General features: G+C 66.5%; 14 protein-coding genes and 1 tRNA gene. 9 read left to right on the plus strand and 6 right to left on the minus strand.

Translation table 11 applies throughout. From position 1 onward, the window contains the following. The first annotated feature begins 151 nt into the window (after positions 1–151). The 5 genes from FZP69_RS18990 to FZP69_RS19010 all read left to right on the plus strand — a co-directional run bounded on the left by FZP69_RS18990 (position 152) and on the right by FZP69_RS19010 (position 5,101). Positions 152–610, plus strand: a complete 459-nt coding sequence (locus FZP69_RS18990; RefSeq protein ID WP_152042930.1) for a DUF7344 domain-containing protein — start codon at positions 152–154, stop codon at positions 608–610. Positions 611–615: 5 nt separating this feature from the next. Then, a complete protein-coding gene (locus FZP69_RS18995; RefSeq protein WP_152042931.1) occupies positions 616–990 on the plus strand; it encodes a HalOD1 output domain-containing protein in 375 nt (124 codons plus the stop codon). 221 nt (positions 991–1,211) lie between these two features. Next, a complete protein-coding gene (locus FZP69_RS19000; protein WP_240137714.1) occupies positions 1,212–2,234 on the plus strand; it encodes a nucleoside recognition protein in 1,023 nt (340 codons plus the stop codon). 249 nt (positions 2,235–2,483) lie between these two features. Then, entirely contained in the window at positions 2,484–3,887 is a 1,404-nt protein-coding gene (locus FZP69_RS19005) for an outer membrane protein assembly factor BamB family protein (RefSeq protein WP_152042932.1), read from the plus strand. Next, on the plus strand, positions 3,884–5,101 hold the full coding sequence (locus FZP69_RS19010; protein ID WP_152042933.1) for an outer membrane protein assembly factor BamB family protein: 1,218 nt from the start codon (positions 3,884–3,886) through the stop codon (positions 5,099–5,101). The genes FZP69_RS19005 and FZP69_RS19010 overlap by 4 nt, the downstream gene beginning before the upstream one ends. Positions 5,102–5,111: 10 nt before the next feature. Here the strand turns inward: FZP69_RS19010 and FZP69_RS19015 are convergent, their stop codons facing one another. Further along, a complete protein-coding gene (locus FZP69_RS19015) occupies positions 5,112–5,432 on the minus strand; it encodes a tRNA-binding protein (protein ID WP_152042934.1) in 321 nt (106 codons plus the stop codon). Between the two features lie 125 nt (positions 5,433–5,557). On the opposite strand from FZP69_RS19015, the gene FZP69_RS19020 reads away from it, so the two are divergent. Further along, complete coding sequence (locus tag FZP69_RS19020) at positions 5,558–6,073, plus strand: gamma carbonic anhydrase family protein (RefSeq protein ID WP_152042935.1); 516 nt, start codon at positions 5,558–5,560, stop codon at positions 6,071–6,073. A 267-nt stretch (positions 6,074–6,340) separates the two neighbouring features. Beyond that, on the plus strand, positions 6,341–8,056 hold the full coding sequence (locus FZP69_RS19025) for a choice-of-anchor I family protein (protein ID WP_240137715.1): 1,716 nt from the start codon (positions 6,341–6,343) through the stop codon (positions 8,054–8,056). Positions 8,057–8,338: 282 nt separating this feature from the next. On the opposite strand, the gene FZP69_RS19030 is transcribed toward FZP69_RS19025, so the two are convergent. Continuing rightward, a complete protein-coding gene (locus FZP69_RS19030; protein WP_152042936.1) occupies positions 8,339–8,758 on the minus strand; it encodes an RNA-binding domain-containing protein in 420 nt (139 codons plus the stop codon). Next, positions 8,755–9,387 (minus strand): AAA family ATPase, encoded by a 633-nt coding sequence (locus tag FZP69_RS19035; protein ID WP_152042937.1) that lies wholly within the window; start codon positions 9,385–9,387, stop codon positions 8,755–8,757. The genes FZP69_RS19030 and FZP69_RS19035 overlap by 4 nt, the downstream gene beginning before the upstream one ends. Positions 9,388–9,591: 204 nt before the next feature. Here FZP69_RS19035 and FZP69_RS19040 point away from each other — a divergent pair, with 204 nt between their 5' ends. Both FZP69_RS19040 and FZP69_RS19045 read left to right on the plus strand, forming a co-directional pair. Beyond that, complete coding sequence (locus FZP69_RS19040; RefSeq protein ID WP_152042938.1) at positions 9,592–9,972, plus strand: YccF domain-containing protein; 381 nt, start codon at positions 9,592–9,594, stop codon at positions 9,970–9,972. A gap of 252 nt (positions 9,973–10,224) precedes the next feature. Next, a tRNA-Arg gene (locus FZP69_RS19045) sits at positions 10,225–10,299 on the plus strand. A gap of 325 nt (positions 10,300–10,624) precedes the next feature. On the opposite strand, the gene FZP69_RS19050 is transcribed toward FZP69_RS19045, so the two are convergent. From FZP69_RS19050 to FZP69_RS19060, 3 genes are all read right to left on the minus strand, one after another. Continuing rightward, a complete protein-coding gene (locus tag FZP69_RS19050) occupies positions 10,625–10,987 on the minus strand; it encodes a hypothetical protein (RefSeq protein WP_152042939.1) in 363 nt (120 codons plus the stop codon). A gap of 200 nt (positions 10,988–11,187) precedes the next feature. Beyond that, a complete protein-coding gene (gene thsA / locus FZP69_RS19055; protein WP_152043443.1) occupies positions 11,188–12,846 on the minus strand; it encodes a thermosome subunit alpha in 1,659 nt (552 codons plus the stop codon). 169 nt (positions 12,847–13,015) lie between these two features. Beyond that, positions 13,016–13,750, minus strand: a complete 735-nt coding sequence (locus FZP69_RS19060; RefSeq protein ID WP_204960066.1) for an NAD(P)H-hydrate epimerase — start codon at positions 13,748–13,750, stop codon at positions 13,016–13,018. Between the last annotated feature and the right edge of the window lie 151 nt (positions 13,751–13,901).

Genomic DNA, 13,901 nt, shown 5'->3' on the forward strand with positions numbered 1-13,901 from the left:
ATTCGGTCCGTACTCTCTCCACAAGTGTGTCACGAGACTATCAGAATCCGCATGCGAGATGTACAGCGCAAGATTGCTATCTCCTTGCAATAGACACCTGCGTTCCACGTTGCAGGACAGATTTTTACCATATTGATGAAAGTACCCGAGTATGGGCCGCCAACCAGAGGGGCCAACGGATGACGACGAGGTTCAGCGTGAGGTCGACGAATACGTTCGAGGACTCCAGCCACCCCCCGAAGAGCTCTTAGAGATGGATTTCCTCTTCGAGTCCTTGTCACACCCGAGACGTCGGTATCTGATCTATTCACTTCTTTCCGATACGAAGTGGACACTCCGAGAGTTGTCCACGAAACTCGTCGCCTGGGAACAGGATATTACCGAGGAGGCCGTCACCGATATCGACCGCGACGAGATGCTCGTGTCGTTGTATCACCTTCACGTCCCAAAGCTCATCGAGCACAGAATTATCGAATATATGGACGAGAAAAGCACCACAATCGTCACCGCGGAGAACGCCACGCAAGTGCTCGCCGCATTGGAGGGACTCGGCGCGAGCGTGGATGCCGATCAAGAATCGCACGCTCGTCGCGATTACAAAGAGGAGTGAACTCAATGGCAGAGAACACAGACTCGAACTCCCCTGTAGAGAACGAGAGACGGAGTAACGATTCGGGACTGGCGGACGAACTCTACACCTTCGAGACCCAGGCCAATTACGACCCGACGGAGTCGCGGGACCTAACCACGGTCATCATCGGGGCGATCGCCGATGCCGAGGGTGTATCACTCACCGAGGTGCGCTCACCACCCCTCTATGACGTGGTGGACGTCGAGGCAGTCGAGAGAACCTTGTTTGGCCGTTCCAAGACATCTCAGGACGACTCGGTATCGGTCGTGGAGTTCCGATACGACGATTACGAGATCAGAGTCGAATCGACCGGTTGGGTGACGGTCTCGAAACGTTCCGACGGGAGGACGGTTGACTGAGAAGGATTGGTGAATGTAGCCTCTGAGTCGGTCACGCCGATCTCAGCAGATCAGAGTTCCGTTACGGTGGAGATCACGAAGCGCTCTGCTAATCCCTAGTACCATTGTGAGATCGTCGTGGTCTGGGGGCGGTCACACGAACCAGGCTCTGGACCGGCACTCGCCCCACCCACGCTCTGCCAACCGACGCGCATTTGACTACTCGCTTCCGATCGGCGACTGTGACCCCCGTGGTCGTCGCGCTCCAGTCACAGTCGAACGCGCTCGTCCCGGTGCTGGCCGAGGTGCTCCCTCGCGTCGCGCGCATCGCCGTCCTCATCGCGCTCGGGGTGTTCCTCGCGAACCTCGCGGTGGGGTTCGGCGTCGTCGAGCGCATCGCCGGCCTCTCGCGGTACCTGACGCGGCCCGCGAACCTCCCCGACGAGGTCGGGACCGCGATCCTCACGACCGCCGCCTCTACAACCGCGGGCTACGGGATGCTCGCGGAGTTCCGCGAGTCCGGGATGCTCGACGACCGCGCGACGCTCGTCGCCGTCACCATCAACACGTTCTTCGGCTTCGTCCAGCACATCTTCACGTTCTACGCCCCCGTGCTCATCCCGATCTTGGGCATGGAGGTCGGCGTCCTGTACGTCGGCTCCCGGGCGCTCGTCGCGCTGGGGATCACGCTCGCGGGTGTCGCCGCCGGAGCGCTCCTGCTCTCGGCGGAGAACGTCGACCGCTCGGCGACCGTCGCGGCGGACGGGGGCGGCCGTCGGCACCACGGCGACGACGATCCGGACACTCCCCGGGAGGTCGTCGTCCACGCGTGGGACCGAACCCTCCCCAAACTCCGGCGCATCGTTCCGCGGCTCGCAGTGGTGTACACGCTCGTCGTCGTCCTCACCCGGACGTACGATCTCACGGCCATCACGCGCGCAGCGGATCCACTGGCGACCGTCGTCGGCCTGCCGGGGGCCGCCATCCCCGTGATCGCCGTCTTCGCGCTGGACACCACGGCGGGAGCGGCGACCATCGCTCCTCTGGTCGGCGTCGAGTTCACCCCGCGGCAGGCCGTGGCGACGATGCTCCTCGGCGGGATCGTCTCCTTTGCCGTCTCGACGTTCAAGCGGTCGATCCCCTTCCAGTACGGCATCTGGGGGGCAGAGTTCGGCTCGAAGGTCGTCCTGGTGAACACGGCGTTCAAGATCGTCTTCATCGGGCTGGCCGTGACGGTCGTCCTGTACGCACCGCTGCCGCTGTAGGCGCACGACCCGTTCGTCGGGCGGGTCCCGTTCGCCGTGGCGCTGGACGCACCAGCAGACCGAGTACGTCAGCCGATACAGGCGTCTTCCGTCGTCCGCGTCGACGGGATCGTGACCGTCAGGGTCGGGTCGAGGGAGTCGCGACGACGACCACGTGTGAACTCGCTTGGGCCGTCAGCGACGAGCCCGAATCGGTCGCGGTCGGTGGCAGAGAAGACTTTTGCCGCCCTGACCGGAACGTGACGATCCATGCGACGCCGCGCCCTCCTCGCAGCCCTCGGCACAGCGCTCACCGCGGGCTGTGCCACGACCACACCCTGTGCGTCCCCGGACGGTGACACGGCACCCGCGGACGCGTCGGAGTCGACCACGGAGACGGACGCTGGCTGGCCGGCTCCCCATCGGACGCCGACGAACGCCGGTCGTGCCCCCCCGACGCACGGACCGGACGGTTCGGAGCCTCCGGTGGCACGCGAGTGGCGTCTCTGGGAGTTCACCGAGGAGGCCGAACGCGCGAGGGACGACGGAGACGACGAAGGGAGTGACGGAGACGGCGAGGGGTGGGACGTCGGGCGACTGCTCCAGCGGAGCCGATTCACCAGCCCCGTCGCCGACGGTGAGCGCCTCTTCGTCGCGACCGGACCGCGCTCGCTCCCCGTCTCCGACGACGATCCGCGTGGCGGCTTCCTGTTCGCCGTCGACCCGGCGACGGACCGCCCGGCGTGGACGACCCGGCTCGCGTTCGGTGCGACGGGGTCGCCCGTGCGCTGGGACGACCGCCTCGTCGTCCCGACGAGCGACGGATCGGTCGTCGTGGTCGACACCGCCGATGGCACGCGTCGCTGGAGCCGATCGTTCGACGCGCCCGCCGGCACCCCCACGGTCGCGGGCGGGCAGCTCTTCCTCGGGAACGCCGACGGTCACCTCCGTGCGCTCGGGAGCGACGGCCGCCCGTGCTGGTCGATCCACCGGGGTCCCCTCGTCGGCGGTATCGGCCTCGGCCGTCGGCCGTCGGCGCGGTTCAAGCCCGCCGTCGACGCCGACCACGTCTACCAGCTGTTCGTCCGCGACCGGGGGACGGGAGCGATCATCGCGGCGTCGCGCGACGACGGCGACGTCGTCTGGGCGACCACGTTCGAGGCGGACGGGCTGGATGCCCGGGCACCGGCGGTCGACGGCGGGACTGTGTACGTCCCGACCGGACGGACGCTCCGCGCGCTGGACGCGGCCACGGGAACCGAAGAGTGGCGCTACGCGTTCGGGGCGGTGCCGACCGTCAGTACGCCCGCCGTCGGCGACGACCGGCTGTTCGTCTGCGCGAAGAACGTCCACGCGCTCGACGCGGCCACGGGGACCGAGAAGTGGCGTTTCGTCAACGAGTCGACCGGCCGGTCGCTCGGTGGCGGGCGCATCCCGATGGAGGCTTCCCCGGTGGTCGCAGGCGACACGGTGTACGCCGGTGCGGGCGCGCTCGACGCGGAGACAGGGGCGAAGCGGTGGGGAGACCTCGGCAACGACCCGGAGTCGCCGTACTTCGCGAGCGGGCTCGACGGCGTCCCCACCCGAGAGGGACCCGCGCTCACCGCCGCGGCGCTGTCCGTCGTGACGCAGTTCGGTCTCCTCGTCCGGTTCACCACGGAGGGTGAACAATGAACTCGACTCGCCGGACGTTCCTCGCAGGAGCGGGCGCGACGGTCGGGCTGTCGACCCTCGCCGGTTGTTCGGGGGTGCTCGGGAACGGGTCCTCCGACGACACACCTCGGTGCGACCTCGACCGTTCCCGAGAACGGGGCACGAGCGGGTGGCCGACCCACCGGGGCGATCCCCGAAACACGGGCGCGGTCCTGGACGCCGACCTACCTGCACCGCCGTTGTCTGTCGCGTGGTCGGCCACGCTCGGCGGGTTCGCCGCGACGGTGCTCCCGGCGGTCACGGACGGGACGGTGGTGACGACCAACGCCGACGACGTCGCCGTCGCGTTCGACGCGACGACGGGCGACGAGCGCTGGCGACGGACGATGGAGAACACCCGGGCGTGGGCGGCGCTCGTCGACGGGCGAGCGCTCCTCGCGTCAGACGACGGCCTCCACGCGCTCGATCCGGCGACCGGCGAGCCGATCTGGACGGCCCCTCACCCCGACGGGCCGGTGTCGTTCGACGGCGTTCTCGGGAGCGACGGCGACATCGTCGTTCTCGGGACCGACCTCGGGGTCGTCGCACTCGACGCCGAATCGGGCGACCAGCTGTGGACGCACCGGACGGGCCTCGCGAGCGACCCACCGCCTGCGGTCGTCGACGGGACGGTGTACGTACCGAACGCCGACACGTACCTGTACGCGCTCGACGCGGCGACAGGCGAACCAGGGTGGCGGTTCAAGACGGGCGCCCGGATCCGGTCGGCACCGGTCGTGGTCGGCGGTCGAGCGTTCGTCGGTTCGAACGACGGCACCCTCTCCGCGCTCGACGCCGGATCGGGCGACGAGCACTGGCGACGCGAACTCGGCGGCGAGGTGTGGACGCCGGCGGTAACCGGGGGCCACCTCTTCGTCCCCGCCGCGCCGGGGTACGGCGAGCGGACACTGACGGCGATCAGGGCCGACACGGGCGAGGAGTGCTGGCGGAGCGACGCGTTCACCGGCGCGACGGTCGCCGCCGGGCTCGACCACCTGTACGCCCCCGTCGAGTCGGAAGAGGAGCCGACGACGATCGGCGCGTTCGATCCGACGAGCGGCGAGGTCGTCTGGCGGCTGACCGGGTTCGATGGACGGCTCTCCGACGGTCCGGCGGTCGTCGACGGCAGGCTGTTCGTCGGGGGCGTCACGAGGGACGGCGTGGTGATCGCAGCGCTGGAAGGAGCGACCGACTGAGCCGCGCGGGTCAGTACAGCTCGCCACCCAGCGGGACGTCCTCGTCGGGCGTCACGAGGACGGGGTTGCCGTCTTCGCCCGGCACGCCAACCGTGAGCGCCTCGCTCTCGAACCCGGCGACGTTCACCGTGCCGAGGTCGACCGCACAGAGCACCTGCCGACCGACCAGTTCCTCGGTCGTGTGGTGGTAGCCCAGCTGGGCGGCCGACTGCACCACGCGATCGCCGAGGTCGACCGCGAGTTTGAACAGTTCGGGCTTGCGCGCCTCGGGGAACGGTTCGGCCGAGACCACCTCGCCCACGCGGATCGTGACGTCGAACGGACTGCTCATACCATCCGCTCCGTGTCCGGGTTGATAAAAGCCGGCATGAGCGTCCCGCGGAGAGTGGCCGACCAACCCGACACGATCGGCTGGCCGGAGTAAGATACTCAACCCCCGCCCGCACACACCAACCCATGACAGACAGTCGACGCTACGAGTTCGAGGAGACGACGCCGACGATCGCCGACTCGGCGAACGTCGCCCGAGACGCGACGCTCGTCGGTGACGTCCGGGTGGGACCAGACGCGAGCGTCTGGCCCGGCGTCGTCCTGCGGGGAGACATCGACCCGGTGATCGTCGGCGGCGAGTCGCACGTCGGAGACAACGCCGTGTTGCACGCGGCCCGACTCGGCGAGCGCGTGATGGTCGGTCACGGCGCCGTGCTGAACGAGACCACGGTGGGAGACGGCTCGATGGTGGGGTTCAACTCCACGGTGTCCGACACGCACATCGGCCACGGGAGCATCGTCGCCGTCGGGACCGTCGTCCCCGAGGGACTCGACATCCCCGCCGAGTCGTTCGCCCGCGGCGCACCCGCGAAGGTGACGCCGCTGTCGGAGACGACGTTCGACGTCGAGGAGGCGTTCGAGGCCTACTCTTCGGGAGACTACTCGGACCTGGCGAACCGACACACGGACCTATTTAAGTAGCGACAGCTCTCGTCTCCGAGGTTCGAGCGCCGTTTTCGGAGACGACAATCGCCTTGCTACCGCCACTAACACGGATCGACTACCGATCGAGAGCGGTTCGTATCGAGCGATTTCGACGGGGGTGGTTCTCTGTCGAACCCCTGCGTGCTACGCAGCTCTGTGTAGCAAACGGGACACACGTAGACACCGGTATCCCGCAATACTATTATATAACTGATGTGTTCGACATTACACACGATTAAGACCTGTCCCTCCATCGGCCCGATTGTGGAACCCACAAAACCGAACTCGGACCTCAGACGCCGAACCGTCCTCGGTCTCACGGGAGGAACCGTCCTCGGACTGCTCGCGGGCACTGCGGTCACGAGCGCCGATCCGGGTCAGTCCGGCGGCCCCGGTGAGAGCACGAGTATCGCGCTGGAACGGATCGGTCGGTACGAGTCGAATGAGGGATTCGACGAGGGCGGGGCCGAGATCATCTCTTATCACGCCCCGACCCAGAAGCTGTTCGTCATCAACGCGAACCTCGGTGGCGTCGACGTGCTCGACGTCACGGACGTCGAGGATTTCGATGGGTCAGGGCCGGCTGATCTCACGGAAGTCGGTGAGATCGACGCCGTGGGTGCGAACCCCGACGTGAGCTCCGCGAACAGCGTGGCGACGTCCGAGGACCTCGTCGCCGTCGCGCTCGAAGCGAACACCGCACAGGACCCCGGACAGGTCGGTTTCTACGACCCCGAGACGCTCGAATCGCTGGGCACGGCACCGGTCGGCCCACTCCCGGACAAGGTCACCTTCACACCCGACGGGACCAAAGTGCTCGTCGCGAACGAGGCCGAGCCCACAGAGGACTACGCGTACGACCCGCAGGGCTCGGTCAGCATCGTCGACATCTCCGACGGTGTCGACGAAGCTACGGTCGACACCGCGGACTTCACCCGCTTCAACGGTCGCGAGGACCAGCTCCGCCGGCAGGGGATCCGCATCTTCGGCCCGAACGCGAGCGCTTCGCAGGACTTCGAGCCGGAGTACGTGACGATCAGCGACGACTCGCGGACGGCGTGGGTCTCGCTACAGGAGAACAACGCCATCGCCGAGATCGACATCAAGAACGCGCGAGTCCGGAAGCTCCTGCCGCTCGGCTTCAAGGACCACAGCCTAGATGGGAACGAACTCGACGCCAGTAACGAGGATGGCGGGGTCAACATCCAGAACTGGCCGATTTATGGCATCCTCCAGCCCGACGCGATCGGCGCGTACAGCCCCAACGGGCGGACCTACATCGTGACGGCCAACGAGGGTGACAGCCGCGACTACGACTCCTACAGCGAGGAAGTCGAAATCGGCGACCTCAGGCTCGATCCCGACGCGTTCGGGGGCGAGGACAACGTCGAGGAACTCCAGAAACCTGAGAACCTCGGTGCGAAGAACGCGACGACGACGCTCGGCGACACCGACGGCGACGGCCTCTACGAGGAGATCTACGTCTTCGGCGGCCGCTCGTTCAGCATCTTCACGACGCAGGGCAAGCGGGTGTTCGACAGCGGGAGCGACTTCGAGGAAATCACCGCCGAGCGGTTCGGCGACGACTTCAACAACGACAACACGGAGAACACGGGCGACAGCCGCAGCGACAACAAGGGGCCCGAGCCCGAGGGCCTCGCGCTCGGGCAGGTCGGCGATCGCCACTACGCGTTCATCGGGCTCGAACGCGTCGGCGGGGTGATGGTCTACGACATCACCGACCCCGAGAGCGCCGAGTTCGTCGACTACGTCAACAACCGGGACTTCGACTTCGACATCCAGGGCGAGATCGCGAACGGTTCTGCCGACCCCGGCGCCGCCGGCGACCTCGGCCCGGAGGGGCTGGACTTCGCGACCGCCGAGGAGAGCCCGATCGACAACCCGCTGGTCTTCGTCGGCCACGAGATCAGCGGCACGACTTCGGTCTTCGAAGTGAAGAGCGAGACCACTGGCTCGTAGGTCGAGTACGGTACCGACTGAGGCCCGCATCGGTTCGCGGCTCTCGGTCTCCGGTTTCTCTCGTTCTATCACCTCTGTTTCGCACGACCGATCGCTCGGAGGCGAAAACAGTACTGCCGCCGGCACGTCACGCGCGACCGCTGCGCTCACGGACGGCTCTGTTGTGGCTAGCAACCCACTCAGCACGCCGTTCCCCGGTCGGTTAGCAGGATGTCGTCGCACGCCGACGTTGCCGTGTGGCCGGAGCGCACGGGATTCGCCCGCGCTTTCCTCGACCGCCGGCTACTCGTCGTCCCGAATCGGTCTGCCGTCGCGTGTCTCCGGGGCGATCGAGTCGATGAACGCTTCGACCGACGGCTCTCGGACGCGGACGTGGACCTCGATGTCGCCGAGTTCGTCGGGGTTCCCCACGGAGAAGTTGACCACGCTCTTGAACGCGGCCTGTTTCTTCAGTGCGAAGGAGAAGCCGTCGTCGTCGGCGCGACGGAAGAACTCCCGACGAGCCGAGTCGAGAATCTCCTGTTCGTGGAGTCGTTCGGAAAAGCGGTCCATCGAGTGCGTCTCCGCGACGATCCGTCCGGCTTCGCGTGAGACGTCGGCGTTCGGGAACAGGTTCCCCACTGCGTCACCCACCCGGTCGGCGACCTCGGTGTCGCGGACGGGGGCGACGATGCGGACGTCGACGCTGTACACCGCCGTCATCGGTCGCTCACCTCGGCTCCGGCCTCGGTCTCGGTCGCGTCCCCTTCGGCCGACTCCGACTCGACGTCGAGCACCGTCCGGATCCGCTCGCGGTACGCCGCCAGTGACGTCGTGTTCTCGATCACGACGTCCGCGCGCGCCATCGCCTCGTCCATCCCGAAGTCGAGTTCGCGCTGTTCGCGCGCCAGGAGCGCCTCGCGGTCCTCGTCGGTCAGGTCCCGGCCGCGCTCGGCCAGCCGCGTGGCGCGCGTCTCGAACGGGGCCTCGATACTCACCAGGGTGAAGTCGTCGCCGAAGGCCTCCTCGAAGCAGTCGAGCTCGACGCCCGACCGGAGACCGTCGACGACGACGGTGTCGCTGGTCTCGAGGTGGCGCTCGATCATCGGGATCGACCGCCGCGCGATCGCCTCGGGACCGTCCTCCGCGCGGAGCGCCCGCGCGACGGTCCCGTGTTCCTCCGGCGGCAGACCGCGCTCTTCGGTCTCCTTCCGGACGACGTCGCCCATCGTCACCACGGGGATGTCCGCTCGCTCGGCGACCGCCGCAGCCTCCCCTTTTCCGCTCCCGGGCAGGCCGACGGTACCGACCACGCGCCTGTCGCCGTCGTCCGTCTCCGTCTCGTCACTCATCTGTTCGAACGTCCTCGTCGGTAGGCCGATTCGGCACCACCCGCGCGAGATCTGGTCGCTCAGGACCGACCGCGCGCCCCGACGACCGACCACTGCTCATACACGACCGTATTCGAGTCGGCCGGATAGGTGTTCCGTTCGCGCGGTCCGTCCGCGCGGTCCGTCCGGCGACGCTCTCTTTGCCGTCGGTGGTCTCTTTCCCCCATGGCACAACGATCCCTCCTCGTCCGTGCGCTGTGGTTCGTCGTCGTCGGCTGGTGGGCGACGCCGCTCGTCGTCAACCTCGCGTGGCTCCTCAACGCCACCATCGTCTTGCTCCCGCTCGGGATCAAGCTCATCAACCTCGTCCCGACGGTGCTCACGCTCCGAGAGCCGCGGTCGCTCGTCGACCCCGATTCGGCGGGGAGTGGCCAGCGCTCACTCGTCGTCCGGGCGGTGTACTTCGTGTTCGTCGGCTGGTGGCTCTCGTGGCTCTGGGCGAACGTGGCGGCGTTTCTCGCCGTGACCATCGTCGGCCTCCCGATCGCCGTGTGGATGTTCAACCGCCTGCCGTACGTGACGTCGCTGTACCGGTTCGACGGGTGATACGAGAGGGTGTCGTCGGTCGCGACGATCGGTGCGAGAACGTACCGTGCGTGTGAGATCGAACAGATCGGAGACGACTCCGAGCTGCTAGGGCAGTTATGCCACGCCCTCCCCAGCCGATTCGTTCGCTCGCTCCGCTCGCTCACTCATCCCTCGCACGGTCGAGGCGCGACACGAGGTCGCGCCAGCGCGCGCCACCGCCCGACACGAATCAGTACCGCTTTTGTGCCGTCGTCGTCTTCCCGTGAGTGAGGGCACGTAGCTCAGCCAGGATAGAGCGTCGGACTTCTAATCCGATGGTCGTGGGTTCAAATCCCATCGTGCTCGCTTCTGCGAGGAACGGACGCGACGAGTAGAGCGAGCAGACGTGGGGTTTGAATCAGGGAGTGGGAGGTGAGCGAGCAACGCGAGCGAACGGGAACGACCGTGGTTCGAATCCCATCGTGCTCGCTATCTGCGAACGAAGTGAGCAGTAGCGACACCGGGATTTGAATCAGAGAGTGAAACGAACGGAGTGAGCGGAACGACCGTGGTTCGAATCCAATCGTGCTCTCGCTTCTGCGAGGAACACACGTGACGAGCAGAGCGAGCAGACAGAGAATTTGAATCAGAGAGCGGGGGATGAGCGACCGTGATTCAAAGCCTATCTTTGCTACTTAGCCTTCGAATCGTAGCGGTGAGACGCGTCTTCCATACTCAATTCCACCTGGCAATCAATGTATACATCTCCATTCACTACCCCTGTGTCTTGGTCTTCGCTTTCGGTCAACTTGCTATAGATGTACGAGGATACAACTCCAACCCCAATATCTCGCGTTGAAATTATCACTTGGCTTGCAACGCTACCGGCAATCTGAGGGTCAACCTCACAGAGTGTACGTTCCTGATTATCTCTTATCTTTAATTCACCGGCAAATTCATTCGCGATATCTTCTCGAAACTGGTTGTATGCTTCATGAGATGTTTTTTGATTATCTATCTCCAGGTACACCACTTTCGACTCATCTTCGGACATACAATTAGAAAGAGTGCGTAATATTTAGTCTTTGACCACTCAGAGATATCTTCCACGTCGAAGTTTCCGAGCACGGAGCAGGCTATCAGAAACGCCGTCGCTCACGACCTCAAAAGAACGGAGAAGTGTCGGTGTCGGCCGAGCGGCGATTCGTGCAGCAGGTCAGGGGGATGGGCGGGTGTGAGTTCCTAAACCGGCGCTCACATCGCGCCGCCCATACCGCCCATGCCGCCCATGCCGCCCATGCCGCCGCCCATACCGCCGCCGGCGGGCATGTCCATGTCGTCGTCGTCGTCGTCGCTGGAGCCACCCTTGAGGTCGCCCGCGGCGATGACGTCGTCGATGCGGAGGATCATGACGGCGGCCTCGGTGGCCGACTCGATGGCCTGCGTCTTGACGCGGAGCGGCTCGACGACGCCCTCTTCCTCCATGTCGATGATGTCGCCGGAGTAGGCGTCGAGACCCGCCGCGAACTGGCCGCTGTCGTGTTTCTGGCGCAGGTCGACCAGCGAGTCGATGGGGTCGAGCCCGGCGTTCTCGGCGAGCGTGCGCGGGACGATGTCCAGCGCGTCGGCGAACGCCTCGATGGCGAGCTGCTCACGACCGCCGACGGAGCCGGCGAAGTCGCGGAGCTGCAGCGAGAGTTCCGTCTCGGGGGCACCGCCGCCGGGGAGGACCTTCCCGTCCTCCAGCGTGGTGCGGACGACGCCGAGGGCGTCCTCGACGGCGCGCTCGACCTCGTCGACGACGTGCTCGGTGCCGCCGCGGAGCACGAGCGTCACGGACTTGGCGTCCTCGACGTCCTCGATGAAGAGGCGCTCGTCGCCGCCGATGTCCTTCTGGGCGATGGAGCCGGCGAAGCCGAGGTCGCCCTCGTCGATGTCGTCGACGCTGCCGACGACCTTGCCGCCGGTGGAGCGGGCGATGCGCTTGAGATCCGAGTCCTTCACGCGGCGGGCGGCGATGATGCCGGCCTTCGCGAGGTAGTGCTGGGCCATGTCGTCGATGCCGTCACCGACGAACACCGCGTCGACGCCGTGGTCGACGAGCGTGTCGACCAGTTCCTTCAGCTCCTGCTCCTCGCGGTCGAGGAACTCCTGGAGCTGGTCGGGGTCGGTGACGTTGACCTCGGCGTCGATCTCCGTCTCGCGCACCTCGAGCGCGCCGTCGATGGTCGCGACGGTGGCGTCCTCGACCATGTAGGGCATGTTCTCGTCGACGCGCTCCTTGTCGACGACGACGCCCTCGATGAGCTCGGAGTTGTCGATGGAGCCACCGACGACCTTCTCGACGCTGACGTTGTCCGTGTCGATCCCGTCGTCGTCGGCCACGGCGAGCACGGCGTCGACGACGAGTTCGGCGAGTCGGTCCTTCGCGCTCTCCGCGCCCTTGCCCGTCATCGCCGTCGAGGCGATCTTGACGAGGGTCTCGCGGTCGTCGGCGGAGACGTCGATCGCGTTGTCCTCGAGCACTTCCTTGGCCTTCTCGGCGGCCTGTCGGAAGCCCTGCGCGATGGTGGTGGCGTGGACGTCCTGCTCGATGAGCTCCTCGGCCTGGTCGAGGAGTTCACCCGCGATGACGACGGCGGTCGTCGTGCCGTCGCCGACCTCGTCCTCCTGCGTCTCGCTCACTTCGACGATCATGTTCGCCGCGGGGTGGTCGATGTCCATCTCCTTGAGGATGGTCACCCCGTCGTTCGTGACGACGACGCCGCCCGAGGAGTCGACGAGCATCTTGTCCATCCCCTTCGGGCCGAGCGTCGTCCGTACGGACTCCGCGACGGCCTTGCCGGCCGTGATGTTCATCGACTGTGCGTCTTTCCCCTGTGTGCGCTGGGAGTCTTCGCCGAGAATGATCATCGGCTGTCCCTGCTGCATGCGCTGAGACATAAGTCACCCATGCGTTGTTTGCGATTCTATATAAGTTCTTCGCTACGGCTCGTGTCAAATCGCCACACGGGGACGAGGTGTATCACGATAACTGCTAGCACGAAACGGTGTGTTTATACCTGTTCCGTGGCCACACGGGTCAGCCCGTCCGGAGCCGGACCCGCGACCGTCCGGCGAACGGCTGGACGTAGTCGATGCCCGCACGGTTGAACACCTCGCGAGGGATGCCGATGTCGGCGAGCCAGAGCGCACCGTCGACGGGCCCGGCGAGGCCAGCGAGACCGGTCTTCGGCAGTGCGAGCGTCAGCACGTGGTCTGCGTCGACCGCCGCGCCGGGCGTCTCGCCCGTGGTCGCGTCGACGCCCGAGGGAACGTCGAGCGAGAGGACGGGCGCGGCGGCGGCGTTACAGGCGTCGATGCGGGCGGTAGCCCGCCCCCGGGGCGCACCCGCGAGGCCGTAACCGATGACGGCGTCGACGACGACCCCCGCCTCGGTGATGCCGGCGGCGTCGACGTCGGTCTCGACGAGCGTCGCGTCGGTCCCTTCGAGCGTGCGGTACTGGGTCGCCGCCGCGCCGGTCAACGCCGCGCTCGGTCGATCGAGCGCCACCCGCACGTCGAACGTGTGGTTCGCGAGGTGACGTGCCGCACAGAGACCACCTCCCCCGTTCCCGCCGTCGCCGGCGAGGATGACGACGGGGCCGTCGGCGAGTTCCCGGGCGAACGACGCGAGCGTGCGGCCGGCGTTCTCCATCATCTGGAGGAGTTCGGGACCGACCTCCTCGACCGCGATCCGATCGATCTCGCGCATCTCCGCGGTCGTCACGGCCGGGACGGCCCGGCCGTCGTCCGTCGTGAACGTCTCCGTCGGCATCGCTGTCCCGTCGACGGTCGGACAGCATACGTGTTCCGGGGAGGCCGAGCACGGAGCCGACCAGTCTCGACGGCACGAACGCCGCGGCCGCGCCGAGCGAACCAGCCACACCACCGAGAGCGGGGTGTGTCCGCGTCACTGATCAGGAGCC

Origin of the sequence: Salinigranum salinum (assembly GCF_009176545.1) — an archaeon.
GTDB classification, from domain to species: Archaea; Halobacteriota; Halobacteria; order Halobacteriales; family Haloferacaceae; genus Salinigranum; species Salinigranum salinum.